21 protein-coding genes are annotated in these 22,158 nt (G+C 72.4%); 15 read left to right on the top strand and 6 right to left on the bottom strand.

The window, feature by feature from the left end:
- Positions 1-63 precede the first annotated feature (63 nt).
- From LN037_RS03180 to LN037_RS03160, 5 genes are all read right to left on the bottom strand, one after another.
- Entirely contained in the window at positions 64-588 is a 525-nt protein-coding gene (locus LN037_RS03180; RefSeq protein ID WP_230749751.1) for a hypothetical protein, read from the bottom strand.
- Between the two features lie 185 nt (positions 589-773).
- Entirely contained in the window at positions 774-1,946 is a 1,173-nt protein-coding gene (locus LN037_RS03175) for an MFS transporter (protein ID WP_230749750.1), read from the bottom strand.
- Complete coding sequence (locus LN037_RS03170; RefSeq protein WP_230749748.1) at positions 1,936-3,015, bottom strand: spore photoproduct lyase family protein; 1,080 nt, start codon at positions 3,013-3,015, stop codon at positions 1,936-1,938. Before LN037_RS03170 ends, LN037_RS03175 begins: the two co-directional genes overlap by 11 nt.
- Positions 3,003-4,109, bottom strand: a complete 1,107-nt coding sequence (locus LN037_RS03165) for a nuclease-related domain-containing protein (RefSeq protein WP_230749746.1) — start codon at positions 4,107-4,109, stop codon at positions 3,003-3,005. Before LN037_RS03165 ends, LN037_RS03170 begins: the two co-directional genes overlap by 13 nt.
- A complete protein-coding gene (locus tag LN037_RS03160; protein ID WP_230749745.1) occupies positions 4,109-4,609 on the bottom strand; it encodes a DUF2505 domain-containing protein in 501 nt (166 codons plus the stop codon). The genes LN037_RS03165 and LN037_RS03160 overlap by 1 nt, the downstream gene beginning before the upstream one ends.
- A gap of 38 nt (positions 4,610-4,647) precedes the next feature.
- On the opposite strand from LN037_RS03160, the gene dinB reads away from it, so the two are divergent.
- The 15 genes from dinB (at position 4,648) to LN037_RS03085 (ending at position 21,196) form a co-directional block, all read left to right on the top strand.
- Positions 4,648-5,916 (top strand): DNA polymerase IV, encoded by a 1,269-nt coding sequence (dinB, locus tag LN037_RS03155; protein ID WP_230749743.1) that lies wholly within the window; start codon positions 4,648-4,650, stop codon positions 5,914-5,916.
- A 504-nt stretch (positions 5,917-6,420) separates the two neighbouring features.
- A complete protein-coding gene (locus tag LN037_RS03150; RefSeq protein ID WP_230749740.1) occupies positions 6,421-7,344 on the top strand; it encodes an IclR family transcriptional regulator in 924 nt (307 codons plus the stop codon).
- 73 nt (positions 7,345-7,417) lie between these two features.
- Positions 7,418-9,070, top strand: a complete 1,653-nt coding sequence (locus LN037_RS03145; RefSeq protein WP_230749738.1) for a ferritin family protein — start codon at positions 7,418-7,420, stop codon at positions 9,068-9,070.
- Between the two features lie 161 nt (positions 9,071-9,231).
- Positions 9,232-10,278: an NADH:ubiquinone reductase (Na(+)-transporting) subunit F gene (locus LN037_RS03140; protein ID WP_230749736.1), complete on the top strand. Its 1,047-nt coding sequence runs from the start codon at positions 9,232-9,234 to the stop codon at positions 10,276-10,278.
- Between the two features lie 8 nt (positions 10,279-10,286).
- Entirely contained in the window at positions 10,287-11,474 is a 1,188-nt protein-coding gene (locus LN037_RS03135) for a ferritin family protein (RefSeq protein ID WP_230749734.1), read from the top strand.
- A complete protein-coding gene (gene mimD, locus LN037_RS03130; protein WP_230749732.1) occupies positions 11,471-11,851 on the top strand; it encodes a propane 2-monooxygenase effector subunit MimD in 381 nt (126 codons plus the stop codon). Before LN037_RS03135 ends, mimD begins: the two co-directional genes overlap by 4 nt.
- A gap of 128 nt (positions 11,852-11,979) precedes the next feature.
- Positions 11,980-13,665 (top strand): chaperonin GroEL, encoded by a 1,686-nt coding sequence (groL, locus tag LN037_RS03125; protein ID WP_230749730.1) that lies wholly within the window; start codon positions 11,980-11,982, stop codon positions 13,663-13,665.
- A 34-nt stretch (positions 13,666-13,699) separates the two neighbouring features.
- Complete coding sequence (locus LN037_RS03120; RefSeq protein ID WP_230749728.1) at positions 13,700-14,728, top strand: NAD(P)-dependent alcohol dehydrogenase; 1,029 nt, start codon at positions 13,700-13,702, stop codon at positions 14,726-14,728.
- A gap of 43 nt (positions 14,729-14,771) precedes the next feature.
- A complete protein-coding gene (locus LN037_RS03115) occupies positions 14,772-15,818 on the top strand; it encodes an amidohydrolase family protein (RefSeq protein WP_230749726.1) in 1,047 nt (348 codons plus the stop codon).
- Positions 15,815-16,558, top strand: coding sequence for a metal-sulfur cluster assembly factor (locus LN037_RS03110; RefSeq protein ID WP_230749724.1), 744 nt, complete (start codon positions 15,815-15,817; stop codon positions 16,556-16,558). The genes LN037_RS03115 and LN037_RS03110 overlap by 4 nt, the downstream gene beginning before the upstream one ends.
- Positions 16,559-16,607: 49 nt before the next feature.
- Complete coding sequence (locus tag LN037_RS03105; protein WP_230749722.1) at positions 16,608-17,246, top strand: hypothetical protein; 639 nt, start codon at positions 16,608-16,610, stop codon at positions 17,244-17,246.
- Positions 17,243-17,533: a hypothetical protein gene (locus LN037_RS03100; RefSeq protein ID WP_230749720.1), complete on the top strand. Its 291-nt coding sequence runs from the start codon at positions 17,243-17,245 to the stop codon at positions 17,531-17,533. The genes LN037_RS03105 and LN037_RS03100 overlap by 4 nt, the downstream gene beginning before the upstream one ends.
- 3 nt (positions 17,534-17,536) lie before the next feature.
- Positions 17,537-18,046 (top strand): bifunctional nuclease family protein, encoded by a 510-nt coding sequence (locus tag LN037_RS03095; RefSeq protein ID WP_230749718.1) that lies wholly within the window; start codon positions 17,537-17,539, stop codon positions 18,044-18,046.
- Positions 18,046-19,257, top strand: coding sequence for an Nramp family divalent metal transporter (locus LN037_RS03090; RefSeq protein ID WP_230749716.1), 1,212 nt, complete (start codon positions 18,046-18,048; stop codon positions 19,255-19,257). Before LN037_RS03095 ends, LN037_RS03090 begins: the two co-directional genes overlap by 1 nt.
- Positions 19,258-19,387: 130 nt before the next feature.
- Complete coding sequence (locus LN037_RS03085; RefSeq protein WP_230749714.1) at positions 19,388-21,196, top strand: sigma-54-dependent Fis family transcriptional regulator; 1,809 nt, start codon at positions 19,388-19,390, stop codon at positions 21,194-21,196.
- On the opposite strand, the gene LN037_RS03080 is transcribed toward LN037_RS03085, so the two are convergent.
- A complete protein-coding gene (locus LN037_RS03080) occupies positions 21,177-22,118 on the bottom strand; it encodes an IclR family transcriptional regulator domain-containing protein (protein ID WP_230749712.1) in 942 nt (313 codons plus the stop codon). The genes LN037_RS03085 and LN037_RS03080 overlap by 20 nt on opposite strands.
- Between the last annotated feature and the right edge of the window lie 40 nt (positions 22,119-22,158).

The raw sequence follows: 22,158 nt of genomic DNA, 5'->3' as shown, positions 1-22,158 counted from the left end.
GGAGGCCGTCCCCGTGACAGCAATGCGTCACTGCATGCGTTGAGTGCCAGCAGCGCCACACCGTCAGGGGCGGCGGAACACCTCGCCGGCGGGCCGGACCGGCTTCGCGCCCGGTGCGGCGACGAACCGCTCCTCGGCGCGGGCGGCGGTGTCCGACGCCATCCCGGTCTCCCCGAGCGCGGCCGCCACCGGCCCGAGCAGGTCCGCCGACCCGTCGTCGGGAAGGGCCGTGAGCAGCAGCCGCTCGCGCATCCAGGCCGAGAGCCGCTCCTCGTCGGCCTTCGGCAGCACGACGTCGGCGGCCCAGGTGGGGGCGAGCGACAGGTCGTCGAGCAGCAGCCCGGCGAGCACGCGGCGGAGGCGGGACACGCCGGTGCGGTAGAGGTCCTGACGGCGGATGCGGTTGCGCAGCATGCGGGCCGCGCCGACGTCGAGCAGCACGCGGCCGTCGTGCACCGCCCCGCCGAGGCCCAGCGGCTCGACCGTCCACCAGGCGTACAGCCCCGGTGCACCCGGCAGGTCCGCGACCGTCGCGTCGAGATCGCCGGGGACGGCGGTGAGCACGGCGGCGGCCTCGTCGGGGGTCACGGGTCGAGTCTGCCGTGGCCGGTCCCGGACGCCGCGACGGTGCGGCGCTGCTGGCACTCACTGCCAGCAGTGACGCATTGCCGGCACCGGGACGGTACCCCGCCACCAGCGACGATGCGGCGAACCTGCCACTGAATGACAGCAACGACGCTTTCCTGCCACCAGGAGAGACCGGGAAGAGGCGATCACGTCCCCCGCGGCCGCAACGACCGCGCCAGCACCGCCGCGCCCACCGCGGCGACCGGCACGAGCAGCAGCCCCGTCCCCACCGACGAGGCGTCGGCGATCGCGCCGATCACGGGCGGGGTCACGAGGAAGCCGAGCCGGGCGAGGAAGCCGACGACCGCGATCCCGTCGCCGGGTCGCACCCCGGGGACGGTGCCGGCCGCGGCGAAGGCGAGGGGGAACAGGGTGGCCACCCCGAGCCCCGCGACCGCCCACCCGACGACCGCCGCGACCGGGTGCGCCACCAGCAGCGCGACGCCGAGCGCGACCGACGCGGCGAGCGCCCCGAGGCGTGCGACCCGCACCGCCCCGAACCGGTCGACCACCCGGTCGCCGCCGATGCGACCCGCCGTCATGAACACCTGGAACGCGACGAAGGGCAGGCCGGCGACGAAGGCGCCCGCCCCGAGGTCGTCGCGCAGGTAGACCGCGCCCCAGGAGGCCGACGAGTCCTCGACCGCGCCGGAGCACACCATCAGCCCGGCGATCGCGAGCAGGCCGAGCACGGCCGGCCGGGAGCGGAGCACCGAGCGCACACCCACGCCGTCGTGGGCCTCCGACGGCCCCGAGTCCGGCACGGTGAACATCCACGCGACCGCCGAGGTCACGACGAGCACCGCCGCGACCGCCGTGAGGTGCCACCCGATCGGCACGCCGAGCCCCGCGGCGCCCGCGCCGAGGAGCCCGGCGCCGACCGCGGCGACGCTCCACGTCGCGTGCAGTCCGTTGATGATCGACCGGCCGTAGCGTTCCTGGACGACGAGGCCCTGCGCGTTCATCGCCGCGTCGGTCCAGGCGTCGGTCACCCCGAGCACGAACAGGGCAGCCGCGAGGGCCCACCAGCCTGGCGCGACCGCCACGAGCGGCAGCAGCAGCGCGCCGACCAGCGAGACCGACGCCGCGACCCGCCCGCTGCCGAAGCGCGCGATCAGGGGACCCGCGAGCACCCCGACCAGCAGCGCCGCACCCGGGAACGCCGCGATCGCGGCCCCGAGCTCGGCGTTGGAGAGGCCCAGCCCGTCGCGCAGCGCCGGGAAGCGCGGCACGAGCGAGTTGTAGGTCGCGCCGTTGACCGCGAACAGCGCCATGACGGCGCCGCGGGCGCGGCGGTCGACCACCACGTCAGAAGGCATACCGGACCGTCAGCCAGGGGGCGTGCACGGCGATCAGCTCCTGCATCCGGGCCACGGCCCGCCGCTTCACGTCGACGCGGTAGCGCACGTTCTCCTGCCCGTTCTGCGACGTCTTCGCCTCCTGGGCCTCGGGGCGCCAGAGGACGTCCTCGGCCTTCGGGTGCCAGCCGAGGTTGACCTCGTGCAGCCCCGCGTTGTGCGTCAGCAGGATGACCTCGCAGGCGGCCTGCGCGCGGGCCGCGGGCGAGAGGCGGTCGGAGAGCTCGTCGAGCAGGGTCGCCCAGCGCCGCTGCCAGCCCTCCCGCAGGACGACGGGGGAGAAGTTGAGGTGGACCTCGTACCCCGCGCCCAGGAAGTCGTCGACCGCGCCGATGCGCTCCTCGATCGACGAGGTCCGCAGGTCGAGCAGCCGCGCGTCCTCGGGCGGCATGAGGGAGAACCGCACGCGGGTCGAGCCGCGGGGGTCGAGGTCGAGCAGACCCCGGTTGACGAACTTCGTCGCGAACGAGGCCTTGGCGCCGTCGAGGGTGCGGAAGTGCGCGATCGCGTCGGCGACGGCGTCGCTGACCAGCGCATCCACCGAGCAGTCGGAGTTCTCGCCGAGGTCGTAGACCCAGTCGACCGGGTCGCACTGGTTCGGCTCGGTCTTGCGGCCGGTCCGGGCGAGGTGGCGGCTGACGGCGCGCAGGATCGCGTCGACGTTGGTGAAGACCGTGATCGGGTTCGCGTAGCCCTTGCGCCGCGGCACGTAGCAGTAGGCGCACGCCATCGCGCAGCCGTTGGCCGACGACGGGGCGATGAAGTCCGCCGAGCGCCCGTTGGGCCGCACGGTGAGCGTCTTCTTCTCGCCGAGCACGAGGTTCTCCGCTTTCACCCGCACCCACCGCGACACCTGGCCGGCGTTGCCGTGCAGGTCGGGGATCGCCCAGTGCGAGTCGACCTCGCGGACCTCGGCGTCCGGGAACCGCGCGAGCACCTCCTGGCCGCGCATGGACGCGAGGGCGGCCGGTTCGGCCCAGACGGTGCGGATGTCGAGGAGGTCGGTGAGCTCGGGGGTCACGACGTCCATGTGTCCGACCGGCGGGCCACCGCGAACGTCTCCTCGACCGCGGCCGCCGTGAGCCGGTCGCCGCGGCTGCGCAGCGCCCGTCCGAGGTCGCCGGCGCGGGTGATGATGACCCCGCGGGGGCGGCTGTGGTTGACGATCGTCGCGCCGACGACCACGACCACGGGGAGCACCGGTGGCGGGTTCAGCACCTCCTGGAAGCCCGCGGCGAGCGCGATCCCCTCGGCGAGCCGGTCGGCGACCTCCTCGGCGAGGGTGCGGATGCGGGCGAGGTCGACGTGCTGCCCGTCGACCTCGAGCCCGTCGGCGGAGGCGTGCACCTTGCTGCCGGGCTGCGGGCGGTCCTCGAGCACGAACACGCCGCCCGGGCAGATCACGAGGTGGTCGAGGACGACGGTCTCGTGGCCGACGACCAGGTCGATCCCGTGCAGCATCCGCCACCGCACCGTGCGTCCGAGCCGCGTCGACACGGGCGCGGCCAGCTCGCGGCTCAGCGCCTGCGCCACCTCCAGGCGGGCGTCCGCCCGCTGCCGCAGCGCGGTGTCCTCCTCCCGGCGACCCTGCCGACGGGCCTCCGCGGCCCGGCGGGCCAGGCCGTGGTCGGGGGTGAACCGGGCGAGATCGACCCAGTCGTCGCCGAGCCGTTCCCGGGTGCGCTCGTGGCCGGCCGCGCGGGGCCCGCCGTCGTCGAACGCCTCGTAGCGGTACCCGTCGGCGGAGTCCGCCGACCAGCCACCGGCGGGCGTCGGGACGCCCGCCTCCAGGGCCGCGGGTTCCCGACGGCGGGTCGGCTCGGGGTCGCGTGCGGGCTCCGGCTCCCCGACGTCGCGCGGGCGCTGGAAGCTCAACGTGTCGCGCATCCGCCGTCGTCGGCTCGGCGGCCGGACCGTCGCACCGTTCTCCCCGAAGCCCGGGAAGGGGTCGAGCCCGTGGGCGGCGAGCCACTCGTCGAGCTCGGCGACGAACGTGGCACGGAAGGCGGGCGGCACGTCGCTGACCTCGCCGGTCTCCAGGTCGTAGGTGCCGAGCCGGCTGCCGTAGGGCGAGATGACGACGACCTTGTCCCCGCGGCCGAGACGGTTGCGCCGGGCCGGCATCAGACGTCCTTCCCGTCGAGCCAGCGGGTGATGTTGTCGTGCTCGACCCGCGTCAGCTGCCGCACCCCGTCGACCACCGCGCCCTCGATGAGCGCGCCCGCGAACGGGATCGTCACCGTGACGTCGACGTCCACGTCGAGCACGCACCCGCCGGCCCCCGCGCCGTCCACCGACATCGTCCCCTCCGCCCGGACCGGCGCCCGGGGCACGCTCACCTCGACCGTGCCCTCGCACCGGTCGTCGGACAACCGCCACCGCTCCGTGCGGCGCAGCACCAGCCCACCCGTCAGCAGCCGTCCGATGGCGGGCGGCACCTGCCCCGTCGGGACGGGCTGGCGGACCACCACCTCCAGGCGCGAGCCGTGCACCTCGTGGCGCTCCACCTCGCCCCCGCCGCCCGCGTCGAGCCGGGCCCGGTGGAAGTCCGGGTCGGCGAGGGCGCGGGCGAAGGCGGCGACGGGGTGGGGGTACTCCCGGCCGGCCTGCAGGCGGGTCGTCACATCAGGACATTGTGCCCCGCCGGGGCACACTGGACCTCGTGTCGGACGCGCGCGTCGGGAGCGGGGGGTCGTCCTCCGCCGCGACGATCCTGCACGCCGACCTCGACGCCTTCTACGCCTCGGTGGAGCAGCGCGACGACCCCGACCTGCGCGGACGCCCCGTCCTCGTCGGCGGCGGCGTGGTCCTGGCCTGCAGCTACGAGGCGAAGCGGGCCGGGGTGCGGACCGCGATGAACGGGCGGCAGGCGCGGGCGCTGTGTCCGGAGGCCGTCGTCGTCCCGCCGCGGATGGAGGCGTACTCGGCGGCGTCGAAGGACGTGTTCGCGATCTTCCGCGACACGACGCCGCTCGTGGAGGGCATCTCCGTCGACGAGGCGTTCCTCGAGGTCGGCGGGCTGGCCCGGCTGGTCGGCACCCCGCGGGACATCGCCGCCCGCCTGCGCGGCCGGGTGCTCGCCGAGGTCGGTCTGCCGATCACGGTCGGGGTGGCGCGGACGAAGTTCCTGGCCAAGGTCGCGAGCGGGGTGGCCAAGCCCGACGGGCTGCTCGTCGTCGAGCCCGACGCCGAGCGCGAGTTCCTGCACCCGCTGCGGGTCGAGCGGCTCTGGGGCGTCGGGCGGGTGACCGCGACGAAGCTGCACGGGATGGGCATCCACACGGTCGCCGACGTGGCCGACCTCGGCGAGCCCGCCCTGGTGTCGCTGCTCGGGCCCGCCGCGGGGCACCACCTGCACGCCCTCGCGACGTTCTCCGACCCGCGGCGGGTCACCCCCGGGGTCTCGCGCCGCTCGATCGGCTCCCAGCGTGCGCTCGGCAACCGCCGTCGCAGCCCGGAGGAGCTGGACACCATCCTCGCCGGGATCGTCGACCGGCTCGCCCGCCGCCTCCGCGAGGGTGACCGGACCTGCCGGACCGTGGTGCTCCGGCTGCGTTTCGGCGACTTCACCCGCGCGACCCGCTCCCACACGCTGCGCACCGCGACCGACCGCACCGCCCCGCTCGACGCCGCCGCCCGCGAGCTGCTGGCCGAGTCGATGTCGATGATCCTGCAGCGCGGCATCACCCTGATCGGGCTCTCCCTGGCCAACCTCGACCGTGACGGCCGCGAGCAGCTCGAGCTGCCCCTCGACGAGCGCGACGACCCCCACGCCGCACTGGCCGGCGGAGCACCCGAGCGCGACGCGGCCGCCCTGGACTCCGCGCTCGACGCCGTCCGGGCCCGGTTCGGCTCCGCCGCGGTCGGCCGCGCCACCCAGCTCGGGAAGGACCCCGGTATCTCGGTCCCGGTGCTCCCGGAGCACGAGTAGGTCCTGATCCCGCCCGGGTGCGGGCCGGGAGGTCGTCCCGACGGCGGGTGGGCCCGGGTCGGGTGCGCGGCTCCCGCCGGGCCGGCCCGCGACGGTGACGTGAGGCAGGGCCGACGGGCCCCGGACCTGTCTGGTGTGCACTTCGGGACGGGGTGCCGGGCGGGCTCGGATCGACTCCGCCGAGCGGTGCAGGAACCGAGTGGATCTCGCTCCCACAGTGTCTCCGTCTGAGACAGCAAACGCTAGGAGTACCCACTCGTCCGCCCGCTACACCACGCTGACCAGCGACGAACGGTCGTTCGGGAGGGTTCGACGGCGATGTGCAGCATCTGCACATCCAAACGGTGATGTTGACCACACGGGTCCGCGGCGCGTTCAGTGACCCACGTCTCGCCGAGGAGCACCGCTCCGGCGAGGCCACCACGGGCCCCACCACCACCGGGCCCGCCCTCCGGGTCGCTCGGGTCCGGGGGTCGCTCGAGCCGTCGACGGAGAGGAGGGGCGATGTCGGACCAGGCCAAGGCCGGTGGGCGGTCCCTCAAGACCGCCGCCGAGGCGCTCGCCTCGCTGCACTACCTCGCCGCGGCCCGCGACGGCGTGACCGCCGAGGGCCTCGCCCTCGAGATCGGCAAGAGCTCCGCGACCGCGCGGTACCTGCTCAACACCCTCTGCCAGGAGGGCTACGCCCGCCGCGACGGCCACACCGGGGTCTACCGCCTCACCGACGTCCCGCCGTGGGGTGGCCCCTGGGGCGTCACCGACGACGCCGACGATGCCGCCGCCGACGAGGCGGCACCGACCGCCGTCGCCACGCCGGCCGAGGGGCTCCGCCCGCTGCGCCGCGAGGACGACCCGGTGAGCCGCTACGAGCTGCCCGAGAGCCTGGCCGACGCGGTCACCGAGCTCTACTGGCGCACGCGGCAGCGCTCCTACCTCGCCCGGTGGGACGGCGACGCCACCGTGATCGTCGACGCCCGCGGCCACCAGGGCCTGGCGCGCATCCCGGACCTGCGCGAGCGCATCCCGGTCGCGCAGGCCCACGCCCTCGCGGTGACGAAGGCGCTGGTCGCGACGTCCGCGGAGATCGAGGAGCTGCTGCTCGCGCAGCCGCACCGCACGGCGTTCACCGCGACCACGATCACGACGACGCCCGGGCTCGAGCGCGAGTTCGCCCGGGTGCGCCGCGACGGCGTCGCCGTCGACCGCGAGGAGTTCGCCGAGGGCTTCTGCTGCGTCGGCGCCCCGATCGTCGCCCCCGACGGACGGGTCGCCGCGAGCATCGCGGTCTCGAGCCCCGCCCGGCGGTTCGCCCAGGACGGCGACGCCCTGACCACCGCGGTCCGGGAGGTGGCCGCCACCGCGATGCGCGAGTGGCGGGCCCGGGTCGCGGCCGACCGCTCCGACGACGAGGAGGTGAGGCCGGCGTAGTCACCGGGGCCGCACCGCGGTCCACCCGCACGACCGACAGCACACTCATCAGGCACTTTCCGAGGAGGAAAGCATGAGCCGTCAGAGCTTGGCGAAGGCTCACCAGAAAATCCAGGAACTCTCCTGGGAGCCGCAGTACCACGAGCCGTACATGAAATACGGCACGGACTACACCTTCCGCAAGGCCGCGAAGAAGGACCCGCTGAAGCAGGTCCTCCGGTCCTACTTCCCCATGCAGGAGGAGAAGGACAACCGCGTCTACGGCGCGTCCGACGGCGCGATCCGCGGCAACATGTTCCGCCAGGTGCAGGAGCGCTGGCTGGAGTGGCAGAAGCTCTTCCTGTCGATCATCCCGCTGCCCGAGATCTCGGCGGCGCGCTCGATGCCGATGCTGTTCCAGGCGGTCCCGAACCCGGAGCTGCACAACGGCCAGGCGATCCAGATGATCGACGAGGTCAGGCACTCGACGATCCAGCAGAACCTCAAGCGCCTGTACATGAACAACTACATCGACCCGGCGGGCTTCAACAACACCCTCCGGAACTTCCACTCGGACTACTGCGGCACCATCGGCCGCCAGTTCGCCGAGGGCTTCATCACCGGTGACGCGATCACCGCGGCCAGCATCTACCTGACGATCGTCGCCGAGACGGCGTTCACGAACACCCTGTTCGTGGCGATGCCCGGTGAGGCGGCGGCCAACGGTGACTACCTGCTGCCGACGGTGTTCCACTCGGTCCAGTCCGACGAGTCGCGCCACATCTCGAACGGCTACGCCACGCTGCTCATGGCGCTGTCGGACGAGGACAACCGCCAGCTGCTCGAGCGCGACCTGCGCTACGCGTGGTGGAACAACCACCGCGTCGTGGACGCCGCGATCGGCACGTTCATCGAGTACGGCACGAAGGACCGCCGCAAGGACCGCGAGTCCTACGCGGAGATGTGGCGTCGGTGGATCTACGACGACTACTACCGTGCCTACCTGCTGCCGCTCGAGAAGTACGGCCTGGTGATCCCCCACGACCTCATCGAGGAGTCGTGGAACCAGATCTGGAACAAGGGCTACGTCCACGAGGTCGCGCAGTTCTTCGCCACCGGTTGGGTCGCCAACTACTGGCGCATCGACAGCATGACCGACGAGGACTTCGAGTGGTTCGAGTACAAGTACCCGGGCTGGTACGACCGGTACGGCAAGTGGTGGGAGAACTACAACCGGCTCTCGCGGCCGAACGGCCACCACGCGATCGTCGCCGAGGACGTCGACTACGTGTACCCGCACCGCTGCTGGACCTGCATGGTCCCGTGCCTGGTGCGTGAGGACATGGTCGTCGACAAGGTGGACGGCCAGTGGCGGACCTACTGCCACGAGGCCTGCCGCTGGACCGACGCCGTGGCGTTCCGGCCCACCTACGAGGGCCGCGACACGCCCAACATGGGCAAGCTCGTCGGTCACCGCGAGTGGGAGACGCTCTACCACGGCTGGAACTGGGCCGACGTCATCCAGGACATGGGCTTCGTGCGTGACGACGGCAAGACGCTCACGGCGCAGCCGCACCTGGACCTCGACCCGAAGAAGATGTGGACCCTCGACCACATGCGGCGCATGCCGCACGTGGCCAGCCCGAACGTCATCCTCAACGAGATGAGCGACTCGGAGCGCGAGGCGTTCGTGGCGGACTACAACGCCCAGGGCCCGGCCGGCCGTCCGGCCGGCTCGACGTCCTGATCGTCCCGGACGTGCAGTGACCCGCGGGGGCCGGTGATCCCGGCCCCCGCGGCCTCCGCCGGACCGTGTGTCGCTCCGATCCGGCAGTTTCTTCTTTCTCCCGCAATTGTTCCCCGGGCCGTGCTGTGTCCGAAAACCCTTCTCCAACGGGAGTTCATTCGATGGGTGACAAGCACCTCGTCCGATTCGAACCGGTGGGCATCGAGATCGAGGTCGACGAGGACCAGACGATCCTGCGCGCCGCGTTCGAACAGGGTGTCCAGCTCATGCACGGGTGCAAGGAGGGCCAGTGCGCCGCGTGCAAGTCCTTCGTCCTCGAGGGCGACATGGACGAGATCGAGCTCGACCGCTACTCGACCTTCGCCCTGCCCGACATGGAGCGCGAGGAGGGGCAGACACTCCTCTGCCGCGCCCACGCGTACGCCGACCTGACCATCGAGCTCCTCAACTACGACGAGGAGGTCCTGCGGTCCGGCCTGCCGGTGCGCAAGGGCACGGTCGAGGTCATCTCGAACGAGCCCGTCACGCACGACATGCGGCACCTGGTCGTCCAGCAGGTCGCCGGCGAGGACATCAAGTTCTTCCCCGGCCAGTACATGGACTTCATCCTCCCGGACTCCGGTGAGAGCCGGTCCTTCTCGATGGCGAACACCCCGAACCGCGAAGGCCGGTTCGAGTTCGTCATCAAGATCTACCCCGACGGTTTGTTCTCGCAGTTCCTGAAGAACGACGTGCAGGCGGGCGACAAGCTCGAGGTGGAGGCGCCGTTCGGCACCTGCACCCTGCGCGAGAACCGCACCTCGGACATCGTCTTCGTCGGTGGCGGCGCCGGCATGGCGCCCCTGCTCGGCCTGCTGCGCTCGCTCGCGGAGAAGGACACCGGGCGGAAGGCGACGCTCTACTACGGCGCGCGCACGAAGGACGACCTCTGCTTCACCGACGAACTGCGCGAGCTCGAGACCCGGCTCCCGGGCTTCCGGTACATCCCGGTCCTCTCCGATCACGAGGGCGACGGGTGGGACGGCCTGACCGGCCTCGTCACCGAGGCCGTCCGGGCGCAGGAATCCGATCTGAAGGGGAGGGATGCCTATGTGTGCGGGCCGCCGCCGATGGTGGACGCGGCGATCGCACTGCTGAACCAACGCGGGGTCGACGAACGCAACATCTTCTTTGACAAGTTCACCACGACCGGAGAGCCGGAGGAGTAGGGCGACACATGACCACCACCGAGAACAGCGCGAGAAGCGTTCCGAAGCCGACATTCACCGATGCGGAGGCCGGGGCGAAAGAGTTCCCCGACTCCGGACCCTCGGCGCGGCGCTACAACTACTACAAGCCCGCGAAGCGCAAGCAGACCCACTACGAGGACGTGACCGTCGAGGTCCAGCCCGACCCGCGGCACTACCTCACCCAGGGCTGGATCTACGGCTTCGCGGACGGTTCGCGCGGCTACCCGCTCGACTGGACGAAGCTCAAGGCGTGGGGCGTCGACAACCCCGAGCCCGAACGTGGCCCCGGCTCCGGCGGCAAGCCGGTGCAGGACTGGCCCGCCCACGGCTGGCACGAGTTCCGGGATCCCAATGAGGAATGGGAACTCACGATGTTCCGCTACAACGCGAACGTCGAGCGCCAGATCGGTCAGAACGTCGAGAACGCCCGCAACGCGAAGGCCTTCGACCAGTGGACCCAGAACTGGGTGCGCTTCGTCGAGCGGCACGTCGGTGCGTGGATGCACATCGAGCACATCTTCGGGCTCTACATCTTCGCGGCCTGCAACCGTTCCGGGCCGACGAACATGCACAACACCGCGATGGCGGTGAACAGCGAGCACAAGATCCGCTTCGCGCAGGACCTCGCGCTCTACAACCTCACCCTCACCGAGGAGATCGAGGGCTTCGACGGCGCCGCGCACCTCGACGCGTGGAACAACGACGCCGAGTGGCAGGGCGTGCGCAAGGTCGCCGAGGCGCTCACCGCGGTCGACGACGACTGGGGCGAGATGATCTTCGGCACGAACATCGTGTTCGAGCCGCTGCTCGGTGAGCTCTTCCGCTCGAACCTCGTGCAGCAGGCGGCCCCGGGCAACGGCGACTACGTCACCCCGACCGTCATGGGCGCCGGCGAGTACGACTTCGCCCAGCGCGACCTCCGCTGGACGCAGGCCTGCATGGGCCTGCTGACCCAGGACAAGGAGTTCGCCGACCACAACAAGCAGATCATGCAGGGCTGGCTCTCGCACTGGGTGCCGCAGTGCCTCGACGCGGCGCGCCAGCTCCAGCCGCTGTGGTCGCAGCCCGACGCCAAGCCGCCCCGCTTCGAGGACTCCCTCGACCGTGCGAAGAACCGTTTCGCCGGGATTCTCTCCGATCTCGGCCTCGACGCCCCGAAGGAGCTCTCCCAGTGACCCAGTTCAAAGCCGCCGAGAGTCCGTTCAAGGCGGACAAGACCGAGTCCGGCATGGCCGGCGTGACCCTGATGAACAACCAGATCGGGGTGGTCGTCGCCGAGGTGATGGACCGTCAGGAGAACGTCACCGTCACCCACCTCCCCGCGATGATCCGCGTGGACTGCGTGGGCCGGATGGACTTCGTGTACGACGAGATTTCCGAGGCGCTCGGTGAGGAGGAAGGCTTCTACGACGCCGCGGAATTCGAGGAGAACATGTCGACGCACTACGGGAAGATGATCCACATGGACGATCGGACCGTGATGTTCGGCAACATGGAGGAAGCGGCCGAGTTCATCGGCGACATGCTCCCGCCCGTGGTGAACAAGTCCTGACCGGACGCACCCGATAGACGTCGGACCGCCGCCCGTCGACATTCGTCGCGGGAGTCACCGGGCGGCGGTCCCGACATTCTCTTCCCCCCTCTCGCCCCCGCCGACGGCACACAAGGAGAAGACAGGCCATGGCCAAGGAACTGCGATTCGGAGCCGACGCTCGTCAGGCCCTGCAGGCGGGAGTGGACCAGCTCGCCGAAGCCGTCAAGTCGACGCTGGGACCGAAGGGCCGCAACGTCATCCTGGAGAAGATCACCGGCACGCCCGAGGTGACCAACGACGGCGTCACGATCGCCCGCGAGATCTTCCTGCGCGACCAGTTCGAGAACATGGGCGCCCAGGTGCTCAAGGAAGCCGCGGTCAAGACCAACGACGTGGTCGGCGACGGCACCACCACCGCGACCGTGATCGCCCAGGCGATCGTCCGCGAGGGCCTGAAGGCCATCGGCCAGGGCGGCAACCCGGTGCTGGTCAAGCGCGGTGTCGACATCGCGGTGCAGAAGATCGTCGACCACCTGGCGACGGTGGCCCACCCGGTGGACGACGTCGAGTCGCTCTCCCGGGTCGCCTCGATCTCCGCCAACGACGACGAGTCGATCGGCCGCGTCGTGGCCCAGACCCTGCACACCGTCGGCGACGACGGCGTCATCACCGTCGACGACGGCCCGGTGCACGGCCTGCGGGTCGACTTCGTCGAGGACTTCGAGTTCGAGAACGGCTACGTCTCGCCCTACCTCGTCACCGACCCCGGCTCCATGCTCGCGGTCCTCGACGACCCGTACCTGCTCTTCAGCGCGGAGAAGATCTCCGACGTCCGGTCGATCATGCCGGTGCTGGAGCGCATCATGCGCGACCCGCGGCCGCTGGTGATCATCGCCGAGAAGGTCGAGGGCTCCGCCCTCCAGATGCTCGTGCACAACCACGTCAACGGGCACCTCAAGGTCACCTGCATCCAGGCGCCCGGCTTCGGCGAGAAGCGCATCCACCTGCTCGAGGACATGGCCTCGCTGTGCGGGGGCAAGGTGCACTCGAAGGCGTCGGCGTTCGCGCTGGAGCAGATGGGCGTCGAGCACCTCGGCCGCGCCACGCAGGTCCGCGCCACGAGCGACCAGACCGCCATCATCGGCGGGAAGGGCGACCAGGCCGCCCGCGAGCTCCGCGTCTCGCAGCTCACCCACGAGCGCGACCGGAGCACGATCGGCACCGACGAGGACTTCTTCAACGAGCGCATCGCGCGGCTCTCGGGCAAGGCGGCGATCCTGCAGGTCGGAGCCCCGACCAACGCCGAGCTCAAGGAGATCCGCCACCGCGTCGACGACTCCCTGCAGGCCACCCGGGCCGCGATGGCCGAGGGCATCGTGGCCGGCGGCGGCGCCGCACTGCTGCACGCCGAGGGCGTGCTCGACGGCGTCGAGGTCAACGGCGACTATCGGACGGGCCGGGACATCGTCCGGGCCGCGCTGTCCGAGCCCGCGTACCTCATCGCGACGAACGCCGGCTACGACGGCCACGACGTCGTCAAGCAGGTGCGCGACATGGGCGTCGACGAGGGTTTCGACGCCCTCGAGGGCCGCTTCGGGAACATGGTCGAGCTCGGCGTCATCGACCCGTTGCGGGTGGTGCGCTCCGCGCTGCAGAACGGCGCGTCCGTCGCCGGTCTCATCCTCACCACGAACTCGCTCGTGGCCGAGGAGCAGACGCCCTGGAACAAGGCGCTCATGACCGAGTACGGACCCCTCGACGAAGGCATCCCGCAGCCCTCGCCGGACTCCAGCACGCCCCAGTCGCTGGGCCTCGGCCCCTCGGTGGGCTGAGCAGAGAACACGACGAGTCGAAGGAGCAGCACCCGTGAAGGCCGTCCGCGTCCACCAGTACCAGCAGGACCCGTCGATCGACGACATCGCCGAGCCCAAGCTCCAGGGCCCGCTCGACGTCATCGTCAAGATCGGCGGTGCCGGGGTCTGCCGTACCGACCTGCACATCGTCAACGGGGACTGGAAGGACATCCAGAACCCCGACCTGCCCTACGTGATCGGCCACGAGAACGCCGGGTGGGTGCACGAGATCGGGGACGCGGTCACCAACGTCAAGGTCGGCGACACCGTCATCCTGCACCCGCAGCCCTCGTGCGGGCTGTGCCTCGCGTGCCGGGCCGGCCGGGACATGCAGTGCACCGGGGACGCCTTCTTCCCCGGGCTGTCGAACAACGACGGCGGGATGGCGGAGTACCTGCGGACCACCGCGCGGGCCTGCGTGAAGCTGAACCCGGACACCAACCCGGCCGACGTGGCGGCGCTGGCCGACGCCGGCATCACGGCCTACCACGCGGTGCGCAAGTCGGTGCCCTTCCTGTACCCGGGCACCACCGCGGTGGTGCAGGGCGTCGGCGGCCTCGGGCACATCGCGGTGCAGGCCCTGGCCGCCCTGACCGCCACGAAGATCATCGCGGTGGACCGCAACCCCGCGGCGCTCGAGCTGGCGAAGAAGATCGGCGCCGAGGAGACCGTCGTCGCGGACGGCGACCATGTCGCCGCGGTGCAGGACCTGACCGGTGGCGGGGCCACCGTGGTCTTCGACTTCGTCGCCGAGCAGGGCGCCGAGATCGACGCCTGGGCCATGACCGGGCCGGCCGGCTACTGCTTCGTCCTGGGCTACGGCGGCCAGTTCACCGCCCCCACCCTCGACTTCGTCGCCGGCGAGAAGAACGTCATCGGCAACATCGTCGGGACCTACAACGACCTCGCGGAACTGATGGTCCTCGCGCAGGCCGGGAAGGTCACCCTCCACACCGTCCAGTACCGCCTCGACCAGGCGCTGGACGCCCTGCACGACCTCGACGCGGGCAAGGTCCGCGGCCGGGCGATCCTCGTGCCCTGAACAGCCGCAACAACAACCACCACGAACTGCGGAGAGGGATTCCATGTACGAGAAGAATGGCGAGAAGTACTTCGTCGTCGACTCCCACATGCACTACTGGGACGCGTCACCCGAGAACTGGGTGGAGGGTGCGGAGCAGTACGCCAAGGGCTGGATCGAGTGCTTCCACGCCTACCAGGGCCTCGGCCCGGCCGAGACGCACCAGCCGATCGAGGAGTTCCAGCGGGTCTCCGAGGACCAGCTGATGCGCGAGGTGTTCGACGAGGGCCACGTCGACAAGGCGATCTTCCAGTCGACGTACCTGCGCGAGTGGTACAAGGACGGCTTCAACACGACCGAGCGCAACGGGTCGCTGTTCGAGAAGCACCCGGACAAGTTCATCGTCAACACCCGCTTCGACCCGCGCGACGGCGACAAGGGCATGCGGGAGTTCGAGGAGAACACGAAGCGGTTCGGCGCGATCGGCGCGAAGCTCTACACCGCGGAGTGGAACGGCGACTCGCGCGGCTTCAAGCTGACCGACCCCGAGGCCTACCGTTTCCTCGAGCGGGCCCAGGAACTCGGCGTCAAGAACATCCACGTCCACAAGGGCCCGACGATCTGGCCGCTGGACAAGGACGCCTTCGACGTCTCGGACGTCGACCACGCGGCGACGGACTTCCAGGGTCTGAACTTCATCGTCGAGCACGTGGGCCTGCCGCGCATCGAGGACTTCTGCTTCATGGCGACGCAGGAGCCCAACGTCTACGCCGGCCTCTCGGTGGTCATCGGCGGCCTCATGCACGCCCGCCCGCGCTTCTTCGCCAAGGTCATGGGCGAGCTGCTGTTCTGGGTCGGCGAGGACAAGATGACCTTCGGCTCGGACTACAACATCTGGACGCCGAAGTGGCAGGTCGAGGGCTTCGTCGACTGGAACTACCCGGACTCCGAGGACTTCGCCGACTACCCGCGCCTCGGCACGGACGGCAAGAAGAAGATCCTCGGCCTGAACGCCGCCAAGCTCTACGGCATCGAGGTGCCGGCCGAGCTGCAGCTGTCCGCGGGCGAGGGCGCCCAGCTCGTCGACGAGCGCGAGGTGGCCCAGGCATGAGCATCTCCTTCCTCACCCGCCCGACGTCCGGTCGCGGTGCCGACGACGCCGCGCTCGTCGGGCGGGTGTGGGAGGCGCTGCGCACCGTGCGCGACCCGGAGCTCGACGCCGACGTCGTCTCGCTGGACTTCGTGGGGTCGGTCGAGATCACCGGGGCCGGGAACGGCCCGGTCGCCCACGTGACGCTCCGCCTGCCCACCTACTTCTGCGCGCCGAACTTCGCCTTCCTCATGGTCGCCGACGCCTGGGACGCGGTGTCCACCGTCGACGGGCTGGTCGACGTCGAGGTCGTGCTCATCGACCACTTCGCCGCCGACGCCATCAACGCCGGGGTCGCCGCCCGGGCCGGCTTCGTGCACTCCATGGCGGGCAGCGAGGTCGGCGAGGCCGTGGCCGAGCTCCACGAGCTGCGTCGGACCTTCACCGAGCGGGCCCTCATGGCCGGCACCGACCTCGTCGTCCGCCCCCTCATGCGGGACGGCGCGACCCCGGAGCAGGTCGCCGCGATGACCCTCGCCGACGCGCCGGCCTCGCCGGATCTCGAGCGCCTCCGCGCCCGCCGTCGGGAACTCGGCATCCCGGCCGGCGACGGCGACCCGCTGGTGGTCGACCCGTCGGGCGCGACCGTCGGCGTCGAGGCGCTGCCGCTGCACCTGCGCAAGGCGCGCAGCTACCAGGTCGGCGTGGACGCCAACACCAGCATCTGCCGCGGCCAGCTCGCCGTGCGCTACGGGCTGTGACGCCTCCGGTCCTCCTCCACCACCACTGACGTCAAGGAGGGATCGCGTCGTGACCGACGTGGCACCACGCACCGTCCGCCGGATCGGGTCGCCGGCGGCGGCCGCCCTGGCCGACCTCGCCGCCATCTTCGACGACCTGCAGACCGTCCTGCTCTGCTGCGAGCGCCTCGTGACCGAGCTCCGGCCCGGTCTGGCCAAGCAGCTCGACGAGACGGTCGTCGAGGCCCTGTGGACCACTGCCCTGATCTCCTACTCCCGCTGCTTCGCGGGCGGGGAGCGGGGCATGGGGCTCACCGAGGACGACGTCGAGGGGCTCGAGCTCAAGGGCGAGAAGCTCGCCTGGCACCGCATGCTCCGGCGGTTGAAGAAGCACTATGCCGACCCGGCCGCGAACCCGCGCGAGGTCTTCACCGTCGGCGTCGCGGTCGCCGACGGCGTCCCCGCCGGGGTGGCCATCACGTCGGCTCGCCAGGACCTCGTCGACGAGCAGACCGTCCGGCAGACGGGTGCGCTCGCCTTCGCGCTGTCGAAGCTCGTCGACGCCCGGATCGCCGAGCACCAGGCCACCGTCCTCGAGGGGGCCCAGGCCCTCTCGGCGAAGGAGCTGGAGACCCTCGACGAGATCGAGGTGACCGGCGACGGCGCCCCGCCGCCGCGGCCCGAGGACGAGGAGGGGGGTCGGGCGTGAGCAGCGCGGACGCGGTCGAGAAGTTCAACCCGTGGTCGGTGGTGCACCTCGTCTTCGACCACCTCGCGGCGCAGGGCCTGCACCCGGTGCTGGGGGAGGTGGGGGATCCCTCCGAACCGGCCGCGGAGCTGCTGCGGGCGATGGGGATCACCCCCGGCGACCCGTCGTGGGCCCGCGGCCAGGACGCGGAGCAGATCCAGGACCAGCTGGCCGAGATCCGGGCGCTGTTCGACCCGGTCGGGCCGGGCGACGCCGGCGACGGGGCGTCCCGGACCGGCGAGCGCTGAGCCGTGGAGGAGCTCCACCTCGTCACGATGGTGGTCCACCGGGTGACCCGGGAACCGCTGGCCGTGCTCGCGGACGCGGACGAGGACCGCTGCCTGGTGGTGGCGGTCCGTCGTCCGCAGGCCGAGGTGATGGCCGCGGGGCCGCACCCGGCGCGGGACGACGACAGCCGGCTCACCCAGGACGTGGTCGTCGACGTCGCGGCGGCCCTCGGCCGCTTCCTCACCGGCGCGGTGATCACCGACCTGGTCGACGACCGGTTCCGGGCCGAGCTCCGGCTCGACGACGGCACGTCGGTGCCGGTGCGCCCCAGCGACGCGCTGGCGGTGGCCATCCGTGATGCACTACCCATCACGGTCGCCGACCACGTGATGGCGGAGGCCGGCCAGTCCTGGCGCGAGCTGCAGGGCGACCAACCGCATCCCCAGAGCGTGGAGGTGGACGAGATGCGAGCGTTCCTCGACCAGGTGACGCCCGACGACTTCCGCTCCGACGACGGCGGTGGCGACCGCTGATGTTCCGTCGCCCCCCGGTCGCCCTGGCGGGCCCGGCGTTCATCGCCTCGGTCGCCTACGTCGACCCCGGCAACGTCGCGACCAACTCGGTCGCCGGCGCGACGTCGGGCTACGCGCTCGCGTGGGTGGTCGTCGGGGCCGGGCTGATGGCGATGCCCGTGCAGTACGTCGCCGCGAAGGTCGGGATCGCCTCGGGGCGCAGCGTGCCGCGCGCCGCGAAGGAGACGATGAGCCGCCCCGTGCGGATCCTCATGTGGCTCCAGGCGGAGATCGTCGCGATGGCCACCGACGTCGCCGAGTTCCTGGGCGCCGCGGTCGGCCTGCAGCTGCTGTTCGGGCTCGGGCTGCTCGAGTCCGGGATCATCACCGCGGTCATCTCGTTCGCGGTCCTCGCCCTCCAACGACGCGGCCACCGCCCGTTCGAGGTGGGGATCATCGCCTTCCTGGCGTTCATCGTCGTCGGGGTCGCGTTCCAGCTGTTCTCGGTCGGGGTGGACCCCGGCGGGCTCGCGGCCGGCATGGTGCCGGGCTTCGCCGACTCCACCCAGCTGGTGCTCGCCGTCGGGATCGTCGGCGCCACCGTGATGCCGCACGCGATCTACGCCCACTCCGCGCTCACCGCCGGCCGGGTGCGCGGGACCGGTCGGGCGGGGCGGGCGCGGCTGCTCGGGTTCCAGCGCACCGAGGTGATCGCGGCCCTGTCGGTGGCGAGCCTGGTGAACCTGTCGATGCTGCTCATCGCCGCCGGCGTCTTCAGCGGGACGCCCGCGGCCCCCGGCGTCGACGGCCTCGAGGCCGCGCACGCCGGGCTCGGTCAGCTCGCGGGCGGCGCCGTCGCGCTCGCGTTCGCGGCCACCCTGCTGGCCAGCGGGCTCTCGTCCGCGGCCGTCGGCACCTACTCCGGCCAGGTCGTCATGGAGGGCTTCGTCGACGTCCGGCTGCCGCTGGTGGTGCGCCGGTTCGTGACGATGCTGCCCGCGCTCGTCCTGCTCGCGGTCGGGGTCAGCCCGACGGCGGCCCTGGTCGGCAGCCAGGTCGTGCTCTGCTTCGGGATCCCGTTCGCGCTGTACGCGTTGCTGCGGGTGGCCCGCGACCGGCGGCTGCTCGGCGACGAGGCGATCGGCCGGGGGATGCAGGCGGTGCTCGGCGCCATCAGCGCCGTGGTGATCACGCTCAACGTCGTGCTGATCGTGGACACCTTCGCCGGGTGAACGGCGGGTGTCTCGGATCGAGACGCCGGGATTGTTCACCGTGGGCCGGATCACCTCTAGCATCGCCGGTTGCGCATCCAACGTCGGCGGCCGGGCGCCGGCGCCCGGCAGCGCGGTGGCGAGGTGGCCCATGAGCGAGCACGGTGGTGCCCACCTGGACCGTGCCCGCGAGCGGTTCCTGGGCGGGGACGGCGCCCTCGACACGGGGGTCCGGCCGGAGATCGTCCGGTCCTGGGAGCGGTCCCTGCGGGCCGGGGTCGACGCCGAGGAGCTGTCGCTGCCCTTCGAGCCCGACCTGGACTTCGACGGCAGCCTCGTCCACTGCGCCCGCCCCGTCCTCGACGACCTCGCCGAGCGGCTCTCCGGGATGTCGGTCGCCGTGGTGCTCTCCGACGCGGACGGGCACGTGCTCGACCGCCGCGTCGGCGAGGGCGAACTGCAGCGCCGTCTCGACGCGATCTCGCTCGCCCCGGGCTTCAGCTACGCCGAGGAGTTCGCGGGCACCAACGGCGTCGGCACCGCGCTCGAGGGCAACAGCCCGGCCATGGTGATCGGCGCGGAGCACTTCACCGACCGGTTGCGGGCCTTCGCCTGCGCGGGCGCGCCCGTGCACCGCCCCGGCGGCGGGCTCGCGGGCATCCTCGACGTCACCTGCCTGGCCGCCGAGGCGAACGACCTCATGCGCTTCCTCGCCCAGCAGGCGGCGCGGGACATCGAGGAGGTCCTGCGCGAGCGCGGTGGCGCCGGGTCGCGCGCGGTGATGGCGGCCTTCCGCGCGGCCTGCGCCCGCGTCCGCGGCCCGGTCATCGCGCTCGCGGACGACTTCGTCCTCGCCAACCGGGCCGCCGACGACACGCTCACCGCGGCCGACCGGGACCTCATCGCCCGGTTCGCCGCGGAGTACCGCCGGGCCGGGCCGAGCGAGGAGCGGGCCCTGCTCGACGACGGCCCCGTCCGTCTGCTGCTCACCCCCGCGCCGGCCGAGCGGCCCGCGGGCGTGGTGGTCGAGGTGGTGCGCAGCCGGAGCACGCTGCGCCTCGCGACCGCGGGCGCGGGGACCCTCCCGCGCACGGCGACCACCTCCACCCTGCCGGGACCGGTCGGGCACCGTGAACGTCCGCTCGCCGGGCTCGCCGGCACGACCCGGTCCTGGCGCTCGACCAGCGCCGCGCTGCGGACCGCCGCGATCGCGCTGCGCAGCACGCTCGTCCTCGGCGAGACCGGGGTGGGGAAGCTCGCCGCGGTGCGGGCCGCCCACCGTGAGATCCGGCCGGCGGCGCGGCTCGTCGTCGTCGAGGGCGACGGCGTCGACGCGGCCGAGGACCTCGCGGCCGTCACCGACGACCTCGGCGAACCCGCGACCGTGGTGGTCCGGCGCACGCAGAGCCTCGACGAGAACGGGGCGGACGCCCTGGCCGAGCTCCTCGCCGAGGCCCCGTCCGAGGTGTGGGTGGTCGGCCTGGTGACCGGCGACGCCGTGCCCACCGGGCGGCCGGTGCACGCCGTGCTCGGCGCCTTCGAGGGGTCGGTGGTCGTCGAGCCGCTGCGGCGGCGCCCGGAGGACGTCGCGCCGCTGGTGGACTCCCTGCTGGCGCGGCTCGCCCCCGGTCGGCGCGTGCGCTGCACCCCCGAGGCGCTCGCGCTGCTCGGCGGGGCGCGGTGGCCGGGCAACGTCGCGCAGCTCTCCGACGTGCTGCGCCGGGCCCTCGCGGTGCGGCCCGCGGGCGACATCGAGGCGGGCGACCTCCCGGCGGAGGTCGCCGTGCACGGCACCCGGCGCCGCCTGACCCCGCTCGAGACCGCCGAGCGGGACCTCATCGTGGCCGCGCTGATCGAGGCGCGCGGCAACCGCGTGCAGGCGGCCGCGGCCCTCGGGATGGGCCGCGCCACCCTCTACCGTCGGCTGCGGGCCTTCGGCATCATCGACGTCGGGCGCTGAGCCCGCGGCCCGCCCGACGACGGACCGTCCGGGCCCGACGGCGGGCGTGGCTCGGTCCGGGACCCGGTTCCGGCTCGTCGTCGCGCTCGGTGCCCGCGGCCCACTGGCGCGCCGCGTCCCGCGCGACCGTGACGACGTCCGCCAGCAGCTCCTCGGCGTGGGCCGCGAGCCGGCGCGAGGAGCAGGACAGCCCGAGTGCCACCGTGGAGGTCCCCGACGGCGAGGTGATCGGCGCCGCGAGCGTACCGAACCCGCGCGCGTACTCCTCCTCGTCGCGGGCCCAGCCCTGCCGCGCCACGACCTCGAGCTCCGCGCCCAGGCGGACCGGGCAGGTGACGGTGGCCGGGGTGAGCGCGGCGAGCGGCTCGGCGGTGACGGCGTCGCGGTAGGTGGGCGAGGCGGCGAGGAGCACCTTGGTGAAGGCGAGCCCGTGCGCCCGCTCCGGCGGCACGTGGGTGTCGAGCCCGGGCAGCCGTGCGAGGCCCTGGTGCCCGCGGACGTCGGACACGCTGGCCACGAGGGTGCCGGTCCGGCGGACGAGGTAGGCGCGCTGGCGCGTGCGGCGGTAGAGCTCGGTGACCGCCTCGGCGAGCACGGCACCGGGGGCGGGGTCGCCCGGGCCGAGGTCCCCGGGGCCGGCGGGGCCGCCGTCGGCCCCGGCCCCCGCGGCGGCGTCGCCCGCGCCCCACGGACCCCAGGGCGGTGCCGTCCCCAGGACGCAGCGGCCCGCCTCGTCGCGGCGGGCGAAGCCGGCCTCGCACAGCGTGTTCACCATGTAGCGCGCGGTGGCAGGACTCTTCCCGAGCCGCTCCCCGATCTCGGCCGCGGAGAGTCCCCCGGGATGGTCCCCGAGCAGGCGCAGCGCCCGCAGGACCATCGCCGCCGTCTTCAACGACCGCGCACCCGACGTGTCCTCGCTCACAGGACCCGACCCTAGGGAGGACGCGGTGACCCGCCTGTCT

The sequence above is a fragment of the Actinomycetospora soli genome (genome assembly GCF_021026295.1).
Classification (GTDB): Bacteria; Actinomycetota; Actinomycetes; order Mycobacteriales; family Pseudonocardiaceae; genus Actinomycetospora; species Actinomycetospora soli.
This window is presented reverse-complemented; position numbering and strand designations above follow the sequence as displayed.